Origin of the sequence: Mycobacterium lentiflavum (assembly GCF_022374895.2) — a bacterium.
Classification (GTDB): domain Bacteria; phylum Actinomycetota; class Actinomycetes; order Mycobacteriales; family Mycobacteriaceae; genus Mycobacterium; species Mycobacterium lentiflavum.
This window is the reverse complement of record NZ_CP092423.2, coordinates 1,643,765-1,661,331: the sequence shown is the minus strand read 5'-3', so window position 1 is coordinate 1,661,331 and position 17,567 is coordinate 1,643,765. Positions and strand designations below refer to the sequence as shown.

The window sequence follows — 17,567 nt, the reverse complement described above, 5'->3', positions numbered from 1 at the left end:
TTGAGCTTGGACAACTCGGTCGGGCCGCCGTCCTGCCAATGCCGCACGTGGTGTGCCTGCAGGCCCCGGGTGGCCCCACACCCGGGCACCACGCAGGCGCGGTCGCGGTGTTCCAGGGCGCGGCGCAGCCGGCGGCTGATCAACCGCGTAGTGCGCCCAGCCCCGATCACCTCCCCGGCGCGTTCAAACCACACCTCACCGGTGGCATCACACGTCAGATACCCACGCTCGGCGTCGGTCAGCAGCGGACCCAGATGCAACGCCGCCGCCGGCTGGGTGACGTCGACATGCACCACCACCGTGGTCTGCATCCCGTGGGGTCGACGGGCCGCGTCAACATCCCAGCCCGTCTCCACCAGCCGCATAAACGCCTCCAAGGTGCCCGGCACCGGCGGCGCCGTCTCTGACACCCGCTCCCCGTCGCCACGATCCTGCTTCCACTCGGCGACCAGCGCGTCGCGATGAGATTGCAGTGCCGCTTCGAACTTGGCCGCGTCCGGGTGGGCAAGCCGAACCCGCCAACAGGCGAAGTGCTCATCGGAGCTCTTGGTGATCGCCGGCCCCTGTTGCGGCCCAGCATCGGGTTCAGGGCGCGGTTCCAGCGCGACCGCGGTACGCAACTGAGTGACCGTGGCCACCTGCGCCAGCTGCGCATAATGCTCATCAGAACCCGCCCCGGCACGCGCGGCGATCACCCCGACCTGATCCAACGACAGTCGCCCCGCCCGCAGCCCCTGCACACAGCGCGGAAACTCCTCAACACGATCCGCCACCGCGGTCACCGTACGGGCGTTACCCGCAGACCACCCCAACTTCCAAGCCATCAACGCCGCGACCGACCGCGCACCGGTCGCTCCACACAGCCCCTCGCGATCAATCTCGGCGACAATGTCCACGATGCGCCCGTCAATCGCATTGCGCTGACCGGCCAACTCCGCCAACTCCTCGAACAACACCCCCAACCGATCCGCAGGCCTCAGCTCCGCGGACCGAGATGCGCTCGAAGACATACCCCCATCATCGCAGCGGTGTACGACAAATCTCGGCACCCCACTGGCGGTTACCGTTGCAGTCGGGGTGGCCCTGGATAGGGCGAAGATCTATCAACCAACACGCGACAGCCGCCTAAGCGCCGCCGTCGAAAGCGGCGTTGATGCCCGCCTTGGCGGCGGCCAACGCCTCCCGCGGACCGTCGAGAAACCGCCGCGCCCAGTTCGCCGCCGCGTCGTACACGTCGTCGGGCGCCACCAGCTCGTCGACCAGGCCCAGCTGCAGGGCCTCCTCGGCGTCAACGAAGCGCCCGCTGAACACCATCTCCTTGGCATGACTCGCCCCGGCGGCCCGCGTCAGTCGGTCTAATCCCCCGGGCACCCGGTCCGACAGAATTTCGGTCGCGCCGAACTTCACGTTGTCGCCGCTGATCCGCCAGTCGGCGGCCAGCGCCAACGTCAGACCCGCGCCCAACGCGTAGCCGGTGACCGCCGCAACGGTCGGCTTCGGGATCACCGCGACGGCCTCGACGGCGTCGGCACGCACCCGAGCCGCACTGTCCGCCTCGGCGGCGCTCAGCGTCGCCAGCTCCGGCATGTCATCACCGGCGGAAAAGATCTCGTGCCCACCGAAAAGGATCACCGCGGCGACGTCATCGCGCCGCCCCACCTCGGCGGCCGCCGCCGCGATCTCGCGGTAGACCTGCCGGGTCATCGTGTTGGTGGGCGGCCGCGACACCAGCAGTACGGCCAGGCCGGCGTCCCGCGAGCCGTCACTGACTACGACGTGGACGAACTCGCTCAATACCGCCACCCCATGCCGCCCTTTTCCCGGGCCTGGTGGTAGCGGTCGGAGTCGAAGAACTCGAAGATCCAGTTGTCCCCCTGGATCTCCAAATGCGGTTGCACCGGCACGATTTGGCGTTCGACGGCCAGCACTTCGGCGACGGTGTGCCCGGCCAGCGAGTCCAGCTGGGTCCAGGTCGGCGGCAGCAAGAAGCAGCGCCCGGCTTCGAAGTCGTCGATCGCGGCTTGCGGCGTCGACCAGCCGGCACTGTCCGATTCGGTGTTCTCCCCGTCGGCCCGCTGGCCCTCCGGTAGAGCGCCGACGAAGAAGTAGGTGTCGTAGCGGCGGGTGCGCTCGGCTTCCGGGGTGACCCAGTTGGCCCACGGCCGCAGCAGGTCGGAACGCAGCACCAGGTTTTCGCTCCGCAGGAAGTCCGCGAACGACAACGTTCGGTCGTCCAGAGCGCGGCGGGCATCGGCGTACACCGAGGCGTCGCGCACGATTCCGTCCGGTGACGAAAGGGATTGGCCGGCCGGGCCCGCGAACAACACCCCGGATTCTTCGAACGTCTCCCGTGCCGCCGCGCACACCAGGGCCGCGGCCAGCTCGGTGTCGATGCCGAACCGCTGTGCCCACCAGTCGGGCGCCGGGCCGGCCCACGCGATGTCGGCATTACGGTCGCGGTCGTCCACCCCGCCGCCGGGGAACACCATCGTGCCGGGAGCGAACTCCATCTTCGAATGTCGGCGCATCAGGAAGGTCTTCACGCCGCCGGGCACGTCGCGGATCAGCATCACGGTGGCCGCCGGCCGGGTCGGTAGCGGCTCGGGGGTGGTGTTCATTCCGGCCTCCTGCGATGGGCCGCGCGGGCACGAACACGCCGCGCGAAGTACCGCCCATCGATGACGTCCAAGGCGATCGATTGACCGAACGCAGCCGAGAGGTTCTCGGCGGTCAACGCATCGGCCAGCAGCCCCGCGGCCACGACCCGTCCCTCCGACAGCAACATGGCGTGGCTGAAGCCCGGCGGCACCTCCTCGACGTGGTGAGTGACCAATACCAGGGCGGGCGCGTCGGGGTCGGCGGCCAGGTCGGTCAGCCGGGATACCAATTCCTCGCGGCCACCCAGGTCCAGGCCGGCGGCGGGTTCGTCGAGCAGCAGCAGCTCGGGGTCGGTCATCAGCGCGCGGGCGATCAGTACCCGCTTGCGCTCCCCTTCGGACAGCGTCCCGTAGGTGCGGTCGGCCAGGTGCTCGGCGCCCAGGCTCTCCAGCATGTCGAGGGCGCGCTGATGGTCGACTTCCTCGTAACGCTCACGCCAGCGCCCCAGGACCGCGTAGCCGGCCGAGATGACCAAGTCGCGCACGACCTCGTCGGAGGGGATGCGCTGCGCCAAAGCCGAAGAGCTGAGCCCGATCCGGGCCTTCAACTCCGACACGTCGACGCGGCCCAACCGCTCGCCGAGCACGAAGGCGATGCCGGTCGACGGGTGCTCGGCGGCCGCGGCGATGCGCAGCAGTGACGTCTTGCCCGCCCCGTTGGGACCGATGATCACCCAGCGCTCGTCGAGTTCGACGGCCCAATCCAGCGGCCCGACCATCACGTGGTCGCCGCGGCGCAGCGAGACGTTTCTGAAGTCGATCAGCAGATCGGGGTCGGCTTCGGCAGTGCCGGTTTCGAGGCCGGTTTCGAGGCCGGTTTCGAGGCCGGTTTCGAGGCCGGTTTCGGAGCTTTCGGGACCGGTTTCGGGCACCCGATCATCGTGCCGTACCGCGAGAGTGTGATGGCTGCCGGGTCGGTGCAGTGCGCACCTACTCGGGCGGAATCTCAGGGGATGTCGGGGCGGCGCACTTCGCCGTCGACGGCATCGGCGGCCTCGATCTCGCCGCGGGTGACGCCGAGCAGAAACAGCACCGTATCCAGGTACGGGCTGCTCAACGACGCGTCGGCGACCGCCCGCAACGCCGGCTTCGCGTTGAACGCCACACCCAGCCCGGCCGCGGACAGCATGTCGATGTCGTTGGCGCCATCCCCGACGGCGACGGTCTGCGCCATCGGCACCCCGGCCTGCTGCGCAAAGTCTCTCAACGCCTTGGCCTTTCCGGGCCGGTCGATGATGGGGCCGACTACCCGGCCGGTGAGCTTGCCGTCGACGATCTCGAGGTCGTTGGCCGCGACGAAGTCCAGCATCAGCTCCTCGGCCAGCGGTTCGATGATGCGCCGGAAACCACCGGAGACCACGCCGCAGTGATAACCCAGCCGCCGCAGTGTGCGCAGGGTGGTGCGCGCGCCGGGCATCAGCTCGAGCTGGTCGGCGACCTCGTCGATCACGGTGGCGGGCAGGCCCTGCAGAGTGGCCACCCGCTGCAGGAGCGACTCGGCGAAGTCCAACTCGCCGCGCATCGCGGCCTCGGTGATCGCGGCGACCTGACCCTCGGCGCCGGCCTTGGCGGCCAGCATCTCGATGACCTCGCCCTGCACCAGCGTCGAGTCGACATCGAACACGATGAGCCGTTTCGCCCGCCGCTCCAGGCTGTAGTCCTCGACCGCGACGTCGACGCCCTCGGTGGAGGACACCTTGTTAAGCGCGGTCCGCAGCGGGCCGTCGGCGCCCGGCGGCACCGAGACCCGCAGCTCCAGGCCGGTCACCGGATAGTCGGAGACGCCGCGGATCAGGTCGATGTTGACACCGAGCGCCGCGACCTCGCGGGCCACCGCGCCGAACGCCCCGGCGGTGATCGGCCGGCCCAGCACGAAGATGGTGTGCGTCGACGGCTCGCGGATGATCGGCACGGCCTCGCTGCGCTCGATCGTGACGTCGAGACCGACCGCGTGGATGGCGTCCTCGACGTCGTCGCCCAGCACGATGCTTTCGGCGACTTCCGGGGGGCAGCAGAGCAACACCCCGAGCGTCAGGCGGCCCCGGATGACGACCTGCTCGACGTTGAGCAGGTCGATTCCATGCCCGGAGAGCGCGTCAAAGAGCGCGGACGTCACACCCGGTTGATCCACTCCGGTGACGGTGATCAGCACCGACACCTTAGGTGGCGTGTTCACCCGAGATGGGCCATTAGCTGCGCACGTCGACGTCGAGCCGGGTGACGTCGTGGCCTTCTTTGCCATGAGCCCGACCGACGTGCGACTCGGCGCGCATCCGCTCCACCATGTGCGGGTAGTGCAACTCGAAAGCCGGCCGCTCCGAACGGATTCGGGGCAGCTCGGTGAAGTTGTGCCGCGGCGGCGGGCAACTGGTTGCCCACTCCAGCGAGTTGCCGTAACCCCACGGGTCGTCGACGGTGACCACTTCGCCGTAGCGCCAGCTCTTGAACACGTTCCACACGAACGGGAACATCGAGGCGCCCAGGATGAAGGCCCCCACCGTCGAGACGATGTTGAGGCCCTGGAAGCCGTCGGTAGCCAGGTAGTCGGCGTAGCGGCGCGGCATACCCTGATCGCCCAGCCAGTGCTGCACCAGGAAGGTGGTGTGGAAGCCGATGAACGTCAGCCAGAAGTGCAGCTTGCCCAAGCGTTCGTCGAGGAGCCGGCCAGTCATCTTCGGGAACCAGAAGTAGATTCCGGCGTAGGTGGCGAACACGATGGTGCCGAACAGCACGTAGTGGAAGTGCGCGACCACGAAATAGCTGTCGGTGACGTGGAAGTCCAGCGGCGGGCTGGCCAGCAGCACGCCGGTCAGGCCGCCCAGCAGGAAGGTGACCATGAAGCCGACCGAGAACAGCATCGGCGTTTCAAAGGTCAACTGGCCCTTCCACATTGTGCCGACCCAGTTGAAGAACTTGATCCCGGTCGGCACCGCGATCAGATAGGTCATGAACGAGAAGAACGGCAGCAGAACGGCTCCGGTGGCGAACATGTGGTGCGCCCACACCGCGACCGACAGCGCAGCGATCGACAGCGTCGCGTAGACCAGCGTGGTGTAGCCGAAGATCGGCTTGCGCGCGAAGACCGGGAAGATCTCCGAGACGATGCCGAAGAACGGCAGCGCGATGATGTACACCTCGGGGTGGCCGAAGAACCAGAACAGGTGCTGCCACAACAGAACTCCGCCGTTGGCCGAGTCATAGATGTGGGCGCCCAGGTGGCGGTCGGCGGCCAGCCCGAACAGGGCCGCGGTCAGCAGCGGGAAGGCGATCAGCACCAGAATCGAGGTCACCAGGATGTTCCAAGTGAAGATCGGCATCCGGAACATCGTCATGCCGGGTGCGCGCATGCAGACCACGGTGGTGATCATGTTGACCGCGCCGAGGATCGTGCCCAGACCCGCGACGGCCAGACCCATGATCCACAGGTCGCCGCCGGCGCCCGGTGAGTGGATCGCATCGGTCAACGGCGTGTACGCGGTCCAGCCGAAGTCGGCGGCCCCGCCCGGCGTGATGAAACCGGCCATCGCGATCGTGGCGCCGAACAGGAACAGCCAGAACGAGAAGGCGTTCAGACGCGGGAACGCCACGTCCGGTGCGCCAATCTGCAACGGCAGCACCAGGTTGGCGAAGCCGAACACGATCGGGGTCGCATAGAACAGCAGCATGATCGTGCCGTGCATGGTGAACAACTGGTTGTACTGCTCATTCGACAAGAACTGCAGTCCCGGTGCGGCCAGCTCGGCACGCATCAACAGCGCCAGCAGCCCGCCGATAAAGAAGAAGACGAAGCACGTGACGCAGTACATGATGCCGATCAGCTTGTGATCGGTAGTCGTGATCAGTTTGTAGATCAAGTTCCCTTTGGGACCGGTGCGGGCCGGGTACGGCCGAACGGCATCAAGTTCTCCCAACGGGGGCGCTTCGGCTGTCAACAGCTCCTCCAAACATCCATCCCAGACAGGGGTTCCCTCGAATCTTAGCCCCCGTTCAAGCCGATGGCAGTGCTGGTCCTACAAACTGTCGTAATTGGTTCATCACAGGCGCCGGGCCGCGTCGGCAGACCGGTTCCCAACTGGCCGGATGTTAGCGTCGAACGTGTGCAATCCGGCGGTAGGCGACCCACCCTGACGCCCGTCAAGACACCCGTCAAGGGTCGGCTGGTGGCAGTTGCGGCGATCGCGGCGGCAGCGGTCGTGACGTGCAGCGCGTGCGGGTCCGGGCAGTCCGGCTCCAAGGGGACGTCGACCCGGCCGTTGGTCACACCCACCACGCAAATCGCGGGCGCCGGAGTGCTGGGCAACGACCGCAAGCCCGACGAGTCGTGCCCGCGGGACGCGGCTCCGGCCGATCCCGGGCCGGCGACGCGGCAGGCCCACAATGCCGCGGGGGTCACTCCGGACTCGGTCCAGGTGCCCGCGCAGGCGCAGCGCATCGTGGTGCTCACCGGCGATCAGCTCGACGCCGTCTGCGCGCTCGGCCTGCAATCGCGCGTGGTCGCCGCGGCCCTGCCGGACGATTCGCCGAGTCAGCCGTCCTATCTGGGCGACGCGGTGCATGCACTGCCCGGAGTCGGCACCCGGAGCAATCCCGACCTGCGCGCGATCGCCGCGCTACACCCGGATCTGATCCTGGGCTCGGTCGCGCTGACGCCGAGGACGTATCCGAGGCTCGCGGCGATCGCCCCAACGGTGTTCACGGCAGCACCGGGTGGAGCCTGGCAGGACAACCTGCGCATTGTCGGCGGCGCGACGGCGCGCAGCGGCGCCGTCGACGGCCTGATCGGCGGTTTCACCCAGCGGGCCAGCCAGATCGGCGCCTCCCACGACGCCGCTCACTTCCAGGCGTCGGTCGTTCAGCTGACCACCGACAAGCTGCGGATCTACGGCGCCAACAACTTCCCGGCCAGTGTGCTCAGCGCGGTCGGGGTGGACCGGCCGGCCGCCCAGCGGTTCACCGACAAGCCCTACATCGAGATCGGCGCGACCGACGCCGATCTGGCGAAGGGCGCGGATTTCTCGGCCGCGGACGCCGACGTGATCTACATGTCGTGCGCCACCCGCGCCGCCGCCGACCGCGCCGCGACGATCTTGGACAGCGCCCCATGGCGCAAGCTGTCCGCCAACCGCGACAACCGCGTCTACATCGTCAACGACGAGGTGTGGCAGACCGGCGAAGGCGTGATCGCGGCCCGGGGCATCGTCGACGACCTGCGCCTGCTCAACGCCGCAATTAATTAGCCCTGATCCGGTACGCACGCATCGTCATAAGCTCATGGGTGACCGTCCGATTGGCCTGAGACCTTTACCTTAGCTAAGCTTTTCTGAGACGCCATCGAATCGAAGAGAGATTGCTAATGAGCACTGTTTCCGCGTATGCCGCCACTTCGGCCAAGGAACCATTGACCAAGATCACGATCACCCGACGCGACCCGGGGCCGCATGACGTGGCGATCGACATCAAATTCGCTGGCATCTGCCACTCCGACATCCACACCGCGAAATCCGAGTGGGGTGTGCCGAACTACCCCGTCGTCGTCGGCCACGAGATCGCCGGCGTGGTAACCGCAGTCGGCGCCGAGGTGACCAAGCACCAGGTAGGCGACCACGTCGGCGTGGGCTGCATGGTGAACTCCTGCGGCCAGTGCAGCAGCTGCAAGGCCGGGCTGGAGCAGTACTGCAAGCGGGGCGCGACCTTCACCTACAACTCCACCGACAAGGACGGCACTCCGACCTACGGCGGGTACAGCCAGGCCATCGTCGTCGACGAGAACTTCGTCCTGCGCATTCCGAACTCGCTCCCGCTGGACAAGGCCGCGCCGCTGCTGTGCGCGGGCGTCACGCTGTTCTCACCGCTGCGCCACTGGAAGGCCGGGCCGGGCACGCGGCTGGCGATCATCGGCCTGGGTGGCCTCGGCCACATGGGGGTCAAGCTGGGCGCGGCGATGGGCGCGGAGGTGAGCGTGCTGTCGCAGTCGCTGAAGAAAATGGAAGACGGACTGCGGCTGGGCGCCAAGAACTACTACGCCACCTCCGACCGCGACACCTTCAAGCAGTTGCGCAGCAGCTTCGACCTGATCCTCAACACCGTCTCGGCGAACCTGAAGCTCGACGACTACGTGGGCTTGCTCGACGTCGACGGCACGCTCGTCGAATTGGGCATCCCCGAGCACCCCATGGAGATCGGCGCGTTCCCGTTGGCGCTGGCGCGCCGCAGCCTGTCCGGGTCCAACATCGGCGGCATCGCGGAAACCCAGGAGATGCTCGACTTCTGCGCCGAGCATGACGTGACCCCCGAAATCGAGGTCATCGAAGCGGATTACGTCAACGAAGCCTACGAACGGGTGCTCGCCAGCGACGTGCGCTACCGCTTCGTCATCGACATCTCAACCCTGTGAGGCGCCCTCGGCTACGTCGTCGCGGCGGCACGCGATCTCTTCGGCCGCTTTGCCATGCTCGTCATCCGGGTGCACGCTGATCCCGGCCAGCGGCCAGCCAGCGGCGGCCAGCGTCGAGGCCACGCGCTGAATGTCGTCTTTGCCGGGGTCGGTGTGAGTCGTCTTCTCGATGAACTCGACGATCTCCGCGCGGCTGACGACGCCGTCAGCTCCGGGCTGCGATTCCTTCGCGGCGATGTTATGAGCAACCTCTTCGAGTTGCTCCTGGGTCAGGGGGGTGCTCCGCAGCAGGGCGAACAACGCCACCTGGTCAGGGCCGGGAACGCCTTGCGGGTAGCCGACGTCGAGCCAGCGGATCACTGACTTGAGGAAATTCGCGTGCTTGTGAGAGTGATGTTCCGACACCCCATCAGTCTCGGGGTACGGATGGTGCCGTGGCCTACGACCATGGCGACAATTCATATGCCGTTCACGACCTGAACATCTGGCGCTGGAAATCGCCGCTGCCGGCTACCGACGAGCCATCCGGCGAATCCGACGCTCTTTACCGCTCCAGCGAATTAAGATGAGCGAGCCGACAACGGCCCGGGCCCAGCCCGGAAGAACGGAGTGGTCATGTCTCGTCTCACGAGCAAACTTGTCGTCGCCTTGGTCCTCACCTTTGCCGCCGCCACGACCGCCGGGTGCACCATCAACTGCCCGGACGGCCTTGGGGTCTGCGGCATCAGCTGAAACCTCCTAGCGGCGGAGCCTTCCCGCGGCCGCACAGCGTTGGTCACGGGCCGCTGGGACGAACCCGGGTGGCCACGACGTGGCGGAGTCGTAGTAGACGCACCTAAACACTGCGCCCCTGAGATTGGCAGTTTTCAGGTTGGCCCGATACAGCACAGTCTGATCGAAGATCGCCCCCGCAAGATTAGCGCGGTCCAGGTCCGCGCCACTCAAATTGGCGCCTTCCACGTCAGTTTCCGATAGATCCGCAGCAACGAGATACGCGTTGATCAGACGGGCGTAATTGAAACTTGCGCGGTACAGGTTCGAGTTACTCAGTATCGCTCCCTCGAGATTGGCGTCCTCAAAGTTGGCGTTCGCCAATTGCAGCCCGCGCAGGTGTTGGCCTCGCAGATCAAGACCGCCGAACGGTCGCGGCTGATTGGGGTCGACGGCAGAGTGGTCGCGTACGAATCGGAGATTTTCCAGCCGCAATGCCCGGTCCTCGCGAGCATCGTCGAGCAGGGCTTGGCCTTTGATCGTCCCCACCGCCACGATGGCGCCGGTAACGAGCGCCACGACGGTCGGAATGACGAGTTCGCTGAACCACCAAGGCATTTCGTGCCACTTTCGGGCAGTTTTCTGCTTCGGCTTCGGCGAAGACGGCTGCGCGGCCACGGGGACGCGCCGGGATCGTGAGCGGCCCGCCACATCGGGTCGTTTGCGCCGGGCCTGGCCGCATTCGCGGCATGCGCCATTGAGCGGTAGCGCCTGCGATTTCCTATCCGGTACGACGTCGGCCTGTGCCATGGGCGCAGGTTATCGATGAGCGCCTACGACTGCGCAAAATGTGGGCATCCAGCTAGTTGCGCATCAACCGTTCTCTTCGCGCAAAGCCTGCATCGCCAAGTTGTTGAGCAATTGCCTCCCGACATCGGTGCGCAATTGAGGCAGCATCGCGGAGACGACACCGGCGGCGGTGAGAGCGAGGCGCACCAGTCCGTGGGGCGTCGCGGCCGCGTCCCACAGCACCTCATCCTCGGCGCCCGGCTCTCCGCCGTGCTGCGCCATCGCCATCCGGGCCACCAGCCGATTGTCACGATCGAGATCGACCTCGTCGAGCGCGGACGCCTGGGTCAGGGTCTGGCCGATCTCGGCGATTTCGTTCGGTTCGCACAGCTGAGCCACCAGCTGCCAGAAGATCGACACGGTGGCGCGGATCAGCTGTGCGAGCCGATCGGCGGGGATGACCTCATCGTCGACGACGACGCGCATGGCGGCTTCGTCGCCGCGCTCGCCGTGCTGAATCAGCGCCAGCGCGCGTCGGAAGTCGGCCGCGCCGACGGAGTTCTCACTGTCCACCCTGTTCATCCTGCCCTCAGTAGCAGGGGCAGCGAGAAGACGACTGCGGCTTTAGAAGTCCCAGTCCTCGTCTTCGGTGTTGACGGCCTTGCCGATCACGTACGACGAGCCCGAGCCGGAGAAGAAGTCGTGGTTCTCGTCGGCGTTCGGCGATAGCGCCGACAGGATCGCCGGGTTCACGTCGGTCTCGTCGCGGGGGAACAGCGCCTCGTAGCCCAGGTTCATCAGCGCCTTGTTGGCGTTGTAGCGCAAGAACTTCTTGACGTCCTCGGTCAGCCCGACCTCGTCGTAGAGGTCCTGGGTGTACTCCACCTCGTTGTCGTAGAGCTCGAAGAGCAGCTCGTAGGTGTAGTCCTTGAGCTGCGCGCGCTTGGTCTCGTCGACCATCGCCAGGCCGCGCTGGAACTTGTAGCCGATGTAGTAGCCGTGCACGGCCTCGTCGCGGATGATCAGCCGGATCATGTCGGCGGTGTTGGTCAGCTTGGCCCGGCTCGACCAGTACATGGGCAGGTAGAAACCCGAGTAGAAAAGGAAGCTTTCCAGCAGCGTGGAGGCCACCTTGCGCTTGAGTGGCTCGTCGCCCCGGTAGTACTCCATCACGATCTCGGCCTTGCGCTGCAGGTTGGGGTTCTCCTCCGACCAGCGGAAGGCGTCGTCGATCTCGTTCGTGGAGCACAACGTGGAGAAGATCGAGCTGTAGCTCTTGGCGTGCACAGACTCCATGAACGCGATGTTGGTGTAGACGGCCTGCTCGTGGGGCGTCAGCGCATCGGGAATCAGGCTGACCGCCCCGACGGTGCCCTGGATGGTGTCCAGCAACGTCAGCCCGGTGAAGACGCGCATCGTGAGCTGTTTCTCGTTGGCGGTCAGCGTCCCCCACGACGGGATGTCATTGGACACCGGCACCTTTTCGGGCAGCCAGAAGTTTCCGGTCAGCCGGTCCCAGACCTCGGCGTCTTTCTCGTCTTGCACCCGGTTCCAGTTGATCGCCGAAGCGCGGTCGATCAGCTTCATGTTTTCGGTCACCAGAACCCCACTTCACACACTGTTTTGTCGGAGGGACGTCAGGCTCCAAACACTACCCCTGGGGTCGGACAACCCGCCGTAACACAAGAAGTTGTGTTTGCGTGTCGCGACCCGGGCCACGTTGGGGTACTCGCGCCCCCTCCGAAATCCTTTGTGAGGTCCATTGTGCCGTCCGATCCGGGTGGTGCCTCCAAACCCACACCGCCGTGATTAAGGCGCGGTGTCGATGACTTGCAGTACGCCACCGGAAACTCCGGCCACAAACAGACGACCGCTTTTCGGGTCGACGCCCACGGTGTAGGGGTCTTGTACAGTCCGGATTCGTTGTCGCTCAACGGGAGTGGGTCCGTTCATGTCGTAGCCGATCACTTCGTTGGTGCCCGAAGAGGCAACCCAAAGCCGGTCGCGCACCGCGTCATAGGTAAGGCCATACGGTCCGCCGGGCTGAGGAACGCTCGCTACCTCACGCGGTGCGGGCAGCGCAGTGAACACCCGCACCGTGTTGCCGCGGGTGTCGGTCGCGATCATCCGTCCGTGGCGGTCAACGACCAGATGAGTCGGACCCGCGCCGGCCGGCGTGGATCCCACGATGGTCAACCGCTCGGCGTCGTACACGGTCAGGTCGTTCTTCCGCACGTCGAGCACACCCACCGAGGTCCCAGCTGCCGCCGTGCCGGCCGGCTGCACACTGTCGGTGAAGACCTTCACGATCTCGCCACGGCGCAACACCGCCACCGTGCCGCCGAGTTCGTTGGCGACGAAGACAGTGCCATTGGTCGCCTCGGCCGCATCATGCGGCGCGGTGCCGGTGACGATGGGCGGCGACAGCCTCCCTTGCGGCAAGCCGACTTGCACCAACGCATTGGCGGTCTCGACCGGAACCAGCACCGGACCGCCGGGCGCGGCGAGCTGCAGATGCCGGACCGTCCCCGGCAGCGAAACCCGCCCGGTGATGTCGCCCGAGTCCGCATCGATCAGCACCAGTTCATTCGGATCGCGCGTCGCGACCGCGACGGTTCGCGTTGACGCGTCCACGACCACACCTTCGGGCTCATGCCCCACCGGGATGGTCCGCCCAACGAGCCCGTCGGGGGGAATGGGTGGCCCCTTGAGCGGTTCGGCCGCCGGCGGTAGCCCGGTCGCGGGCGGGCGGATGCCTTCGGTCGGTACCCCCGGCGGCAGCATGCCGGTAGTCGTGGATCCGGCGGACGCCGGCACGGCGGCATCGTTGCCGCACGCTGCCATCAGCACAGTCGCGAGGCAGACAACGGCCTGCGATTGGAGCTTGCGGATCACCTGCACGGTTTTCGGGTACCCCGAGCGGACCGCATCAATCCGACGGTGTTGCGATGGCTGTTGGGCGGCAAGCGGTTTCGTTGGTCAATCCAGTCCGGCTTCGCGCAAGGTGTGCGTGAGCCCGTCTTCCAGTGCGCTCAGCGCGATGTCGGTCAGGCGGCTCAGCTCGTCGATGTCCTCGCCGCCTTTGCTCATCCACGCCTCCAGCGAGGCGAAAACCGCCGTCGCCAGGCTGTGTGCCGCGATGTCGGCGATCATGGCGCCTTCAACCGCCAGGCCGGTCGGCTTTGATCGCGCGTGGATGAATCGGCTGATCTCCTCGGCGACCTGATCGCGCATCCGCCCGATATGCGTCGTCATGATGTCCTGGTCGAGGTCGCGCGAACGGATGGTGGCGGCCTCGCGAACCATCGCGAAGTCAAAAGGAAAGGCGTCCACGGCTTTTCGCACCGACGCGGTGATCGGTTCGCCATGAGGCCGCAGTGCCAGCGCGCGCGCGAACCACTCGAAGCCGATGTCGTAGTCGGCGAAGATCACCGCGTGCTTCGACGGGAAGTGCCGATAGAACGTCCGCTCGGTCACCCCGACGTCGGCGACGATGTCGGACACGCTGGTTTGGTGCACGCCATCGGCGACAAAGCGCTTCATCGCCGCCTGGATCAAGGCCTGACGCGTCCGCTGACGACGAGATTGCACCACGCAAGCAGACACCAAATGTCAGCATTGACGCAACTATGTCAGATATGACATTGTGCGTGGAGCCCGGGATCACTCAGCGAGGAGTCAGCATGGCCGACTACGACGCAATCGTCATTGGAGCAGGTCACAACGGATTAGTTGCCGCGAACGTGCTGGCCAAGAACGGCGCGAAAGTGCTGGTCCTCGAACGCGCCCACTTCCTCGGCGGCATGGCCGCGACCCGCGAACTCTTCGACGGGTACAAGCACAGCGTCGGCGCCTGGGCCGTGCTGATTTGGCGCCAGGAGATGACCGACCGGCTCGAGCTCACCAAGTGGGGCTTCGAACTGATGGATCAGTGGACGTCGACGTGCACGTTCGGAGACGCCGCAGACACCCCGTTCGTGATGTACAACGACCTGGAGCGGATGGGGCGCCATCTCCTCGAGGATCACGGCGCCGACGTCGCGACCGCGCTCGGCGGATTGTTCGCGCACATAGGAAGATTCGCGCCCTACTTCGTCGACTCGGCGTTCGGTCCGCCGCTGGACATCATCGAGGTGATCGCTTCGCAGCCCACGCCGGAGGACCGGCACGACTTCGCCCAGATGTGGTACGGCAGCACGATGGACACGGTCCGCCGCTTCCTTTCACCCGACCAAGGCCGCTGCATCCAGGGCTCGCTGGCCGCGATGTCGATCGACGCGTTCGACGGGGGGCCGTGGACCCCGGGCTCGAATGCCTCGACGCTGTACCACTACCTGATTGGCGGCGGCAACGTCGAATACATCATGCCGCGCGGCGGCATCGGCTCACTGAGCACCGCGCTGTGCCGGCGCGCCGAGTCGCTGGGCGCCGAGGTGCAGATGAAGCAGCATGTCAAGGAAATCCTGGTCGAGAACGGCCGCGCCACCGGGGTTCAATTACGTGATGGCTCAACGATTTCCGCCGACGCCGTGCTGTCGTCGCTCGACCCCTACACCACGTTTGTGAATCTGGCCGGGGCGCAGAACTTTCCGCCCGACTACATCCGCAAGATCAAGGAGATCAACTTCAACCTGGGCTACATCCAGGCGCATCTCACCATCGATCAAGCGCCGCAATGGATCGAGCGGCTGCAGCCCTACCTGCACGACAACGGGAAGTGGTGTCCGACAGTCGCTTACGCGCCGTCACCGGAATACATCAGCGACGCGTGGGAGCAGTACCGCAAGGGCATGCTGCCCGATGCACCTCCCACCTACCTGTACATACCGAGCATGGTCGACTCGTCGCTGGCGCCCGAAGGAAAGCACAGCGCAACGATTTTCACGCCGTACTTCCCCACCGGGCTGGACGCCGACGAAAACCGAAGCTGGAAGGAGCAGTACGCGGACACCTGCGTGAGAATTTTTGATACGTATGCGCCGGGCTTCGCCGACTCGGTGACCAACCGGGTGGTGTTCTCCAATCGCTACTTCGGCAGCACCTTCAGCGCACACGCCGGCGACTACTCGCATGGGTTGTTACAGCCCAACCAGCTGTGGACCGGCCGCGTCGTCGAGGGAGCCGACAAGTTCGCCACCCCGGTCGACGGGCTCTACCTGTGCGGGCAGTGCACCCACCCGGGACCGGGAGTCACCGGCATCCCCGGGTGGAACGGCGCCGAGGCGGCGCTCAAGCACCTCAACGCGCGCGTGAAGGCGTAATCCTTCCCGCCGTGACCGAAGCCGCGCGGTTAGATCTTGGTGATCGTGCAGTCGTGGAACGCCCACAACTGGATTCTGTCGGGGTCGGTGTAAATCTTGATCTCGACAGGACCGTTACCGCCGGCCGGAACGACGAAAGTGAACGTGGTGGGTCGGGCGTTGTCCTCGAAACTCGCGGCCACGCCGGGCCCTTCAACGCGGTAAAACCCCGGGTAGTGCGGTCCGACCGCGATGCTGGTTGCCCGACAGGTCACCAGGACCCCGGCACCCGTCGGCGCCTTCGCCAGCGTGAGCCGCAGATACGGCTGAAACTGCGCGTTGCCCGAGAACGTCCCGACCGAGGCGAACGCATTGGCGCCGGCCGTGTAGTAGGTGACGGTCTCGAAATCGAGCCACGCGACTCCGTCGACCTCAGGCCGACGCGGGCTCAGCACGGCAAGTGTCGTGAGGGAGCCGACATCCAATCCCGGCACCGCGTCGCCCACGGTGTCGAGAATCTCGGGCTGACCGACTGGCGTGGTCAACACCGGAATGCGATTCACCCGCATGCCCGGCTGCTCCTGCAGCTCTCGCAGGCGAGCAACCAGTGTCTTCGGCAACGAAGCCGCCGCAATCAGGTTCGACATTTTCCTTGCTCCTCTCGTGACGTGTAATCCCTTGTCCCGAAAAGATTTATCTCGCGGCCGGAAAGCGCAATAGCGTAGTTCGCTACTTCATCCGCAACAATCGCGGCCGAGGCCTCTTTGCACGGAGTTGCTAATCATGTACCATTTGGTACATGATTAGCGAAGACAGCATCGAGATCGATGCCGCGCCGCAATTGGTATGGGATGTCTTCACCGATGTCGAGCACTGGCCCGAATGGACCGCGTCCGTGACATCGCTCGTCGGGCTGGATGGACCCGGACTCGCCATCGGCAGCCGGTTCGCGATCAAGCAGCCCGGCATGCAGAGGCTGGTCTGGCAGGTTACCGAACTCGACCCGGGGTCATCCTGGACGTGGGTACAACGCTCTCCCGGCGTGCTGATCAGCGCCCGCCACCATGTCATCGGCCAATCGGACGGCCGCACCCTGGTTCGCCAGCAACTCGATCAGGGCGGCGTCCTGGGCGCGCTCGTCGGGCGGCTGATGACAAAGAAGACCAAGCGCTTTCTGGAACTGGAAGCCCAAGGACTCAAGGCCCGCTCGGAGCAGCTCAGCCGAGCCCATGGCCCGCAGGCCTGAGCTTGGGCGGCGCCGGCAGCTCCTCGACGCACTGATCGACGAGTTCGCCGATGGCGGCATCGGCGACCGCTCCCTGCGCGAGATAGCCGGCGCCGTCGGCACCAGCCATCGAATGTTGCTGCACCACTTCGGGTCTCGAGAGGACCTGCTGCTCGCGGTCGTCGAGGAGGTCGAGCAACGCCAGATGGGCCTGCTCCCCGAGTTACCGGCGGACGCCGCCGAAGGCTTTAACGCGATGTGGGCCGACCTGCAGCGGCCCGAGCAGCGCCGGCTGGAGCGCCTGTTTTTCGAGTGCTACGCACGCGCCGCCCAGGGCGAAAAGCCCTTCGCCCGAATGATTCCCAGCGCCGTCGACGGTTGGCTGTCCGCGGTCGCGGCAGTGGCCGGCGAGGCATTCGATCCGGCAATGGCGCGGCTCGGCCTGGCCGTCACGCGGGGGCTGCTGCTGGATCTGGTGGCGACCAACGACGACGCCGGCGTGGCTGCGGCCGCGAACGCCTTCGCAATCCTGCTGCGCCGCTGAGGCGAGA

The 17,567-nt window shown here is 66.1% G+C and carries 17 protein-coding genes and 2 pseudogenes; 6 read left to right on the top strand and 13 right to left on the bottom strand.

The features are described 5' to 3' along the window. Positions 1-2: 2 nt before the first annotated feature. From MJO58_RS08090 to ctaD, 6 genes and pseudogenes are all read right to left on the bottom strand, one after another. Positions 3-1,010, bottom strand: a pseudogene (locus tag MJO58_RS08090) (HNH endonuclease signature motif containing protein); the annotation flags it as partial. A 127-nt stretch (positions 1,011-1,137) separates the two neighbouring features. Next, positions 1,138-1,794, bottom strand: a pseudogene (locus MJO58_RS08085) (enoyl-CoA hydratase); the annotation flags it as partial. Beyond that, positions 1,791-2,618, bottom strand: coding sequence for an NUDIX hydrolase (locus MJO58_RS08080; protein WP_239722550.1), 828 nt, complete (start codon positions 2,616-2,618; stop codon positions 1,791-1,793). The pseudogene MJO58_RS08085 and the gene MJO58_RS08080, both read right to left, overlap by 4 nt. Then, complete coding sequence (locus tag MJO58_RS08075; RefSeq protein ID WP_434086363.1) at positions 2,615-3,580, bottom strand: ABC transporter ATP-binding protein; 966 nt, start codon at positions 3,578-3,580, stop codon at positions 2,615-2,617. The genes MJO58_RS08080 and MJO58_RS08075 overlap by 4 nt, the downstream gene beginning before the upstream one ends. Before the next feature lie 23 nt (positions 3,581-3,603). After that, the gene (gene serB / locus MJO58_RS08070) at positions 3,604-4,833 is read right to left on the bottom strand and encodes a phosphoserine phosphatase SerB (protein ID WP_239722549.1); all 1,230 of its coding nucleotides are present in this window, start codon (positions 4,831-4,833) and stop codon (positions 3,604-3,606) included. 13 nt (positions 4,834-4,846) lie between these two features. Further along, positions 4,847-6,589, bottom strand: coding sequence for an aa3-type cytochrome oxidase subunit I (gene ctaD / locus MJO58_RS08065; RefSeq protein ID WP_239722548.1), 1,743 nt, complete (start codon positions 6,587-6,589; stop codon positions 4,847-4,849). A gap of 192 nt (positions 6,590-6,781) precedes the next feature. On the opposite strand from ctaD, the gene MJO58_RS08060 reads away from it, so the two are divergent. Both MJO58_RS08060 and MJO58_RS08055 read left to right on the top strand, forming a co-directional pair. Continuing rightward, entirely contained in the window at positions 6,782-7,894 is a 1,113-nt protein-coding gene (locus MJO58_RS08060) for an iron-siderophore ABC transporter substrate-binding protein (RefSeq protein WP_434086362.1), read from the top strand. Between the two features lie 116 nt (positions 7,895-8,010). Continuing rightward, on the top strand, positions 8,011-9,051 hold the full coding sequence (locus MJO58_RS08055) for an NAD(P)-dependent alcohol dehydrogenase (RefSeq protein WP_239722547.1): 1,041 nt from the start codon (positions 8,011-8,013) through the stop codon (positions 9,049-9,051). Here the strand turns inward: MJO58_RS08055 and MJO58_RS08050 are convergent. Then, a complete protein-coding gene (locus tag MJO58_RS08050; RefSeq protein WP_239722546.1) occupies positions 9,040-9,456 on the bottom strand; it encodes a DUF3349 domain-containing protein in 417 nt (138 codons plus the stop codon). The two genes, MJO58_RS08055 and MJO58_RS08050, sit on opposite strands and share 12 nt — an antisense overlap. A gap of 29 nt (positions 9,457-9,485) precedes the next feature. Here MJO58_RS08050 and MJO58_RS08045 point away from each other — a divergent pair, with 29 nt between their 5' ends. After that, complete coding sequence (locus MJO58_RS08045; protein WP_259608751.1) at positions 9,486-9,620, top strand: hypothetical protein; 135 nt, start codon at positions 9,486-9,488, stop codon at positions 9,618-9,620. 169 nt (positions 9,621-9,789) lie between these two features. Here the strand turns inward: MJO58_RS08045 and MJO58_RS08040 are convergent, their stop codons facing one another. From MJO58_RS08040 to MJO58_RS08020, 5 genes are all read right to left on the bottom strand, one after another. Next, entirely contained in the window at positions 9,790-10,572 is a 783-nt protein-coding gene (locus tag MJO58_RS08040; protein ID WP_239722545.1) for a pentapeptide repeat-containing protein, read from the bottom strand. A 63-nt stretch (positions 10,573-10,635) separates the two neighbouring features. Continuing rightward, the gene (locus MJO58_RS08035; RefSeq protein ID WP_239722544.1) at positions 10,636-11,133 is read right to left on the bottom strand and encodes a hypothetical protein; all 498 of its coding nucleotides are present in this window, start codon (positions 11,131-11,133) and stop codon (positions 10,636-10,638) included. Between the two features lie 42 nt (positions 11,134-11,175). Then, complete coding sequence (gene nrdF, locus MJO58_RS08030; RefSeq protein WP_175364380.1) at positions 11,176-12,150, bottom strand: class 1b ribonucleoside-diphosphate reductase subunit beta; 975 nt, start codon at positions 12,148-12,150, stop codon at positions 11,176-11,178. Between the two features lie 210 nt (positions 12,151-12,360). Beyond that, entirely contained in the window at positions 12,361-13,446 is a 1,086-nt protein-coding gene (locus MJO58_RS08025) for a YncE family protein (protein ID WP_239722543.1), read from the bottom strand. Between the two features lie 84 nt (positions 13,447-13,530). Then, positions 13,531-14,142 (bottom strand): TetR/AcrR family transcriptional regulator, encoded by a 612-nt coding sequence (locus MJO58_RS08020; RefSeq protein ID WP_259608750.1) that lies wholly within the window; start codon positions 14,140-14,142, stop codon positions 13,531-13,533. 92 nt (positions 14,143-14,234) lie between these two features. On the opposite strand from MJO58_RS08020, the gene MJO58_RS08015 reads away from it, so the two are divergent. Further along, complete coding sequence (locus MJO58_RS08015) at positions 14,235-15,812, top strand: phytoene desaturase family protein (protein WP_239722541.1); 1,578 nt, start codon at positions 14,235-14,237, stop codon at positions 15,810-15,812. 29 nt (positions 15,813-15,841) lie between these two features. Here the strand turns inward: MJO58_RS08015 and MJO58_RS08010 are convergent, their stop codons facing one another. Continuing rightward, positions 15,842-16,438, bottom strand: coding sequence for a hypothetical protein (locus MJO58_RS08010; protein WP_239722540.1), 597 nt, complete (start codon positions 16,436-16,438; stop codon positions 15,842-15,844). Positions 16,439-16,590: 152 nt separating this feature from the next. Here MJO58_RS08010 and MJO58_RS08005 point away from each other — a divergent pair, with 152 nt between their 5' ends. Together MJO58_RS08005 and MJO58_RS08000 are read left to right on the top strand one after the other, a co-directional pair. Continuing rightward, on the top strand, positions 16,591-17,037 hold the full coding sequence (locus MJO58_RS08005; RefSeq protein WP_239722539.1) for an SRPBCC family protein: 447 nt from the start codon (positions 16,591-16,593) through the stop codon (positions 17,035-17,037). Continuing rightward, entirely contained in the window at positions 17,021-17,560 is a 540-nt protein-coding gene (locus MJO58_RS08000; RefSeq protein WP_239722538.1) for a TetR family transcriptional regulator, read from the top strand. Before MJO58_RS08005 ends, MJO58_RS08000 begins: the two co-directional genes overlap by 17 nt. Positions 17,561-17,567 lie beyond the last annotated feature (7 nt).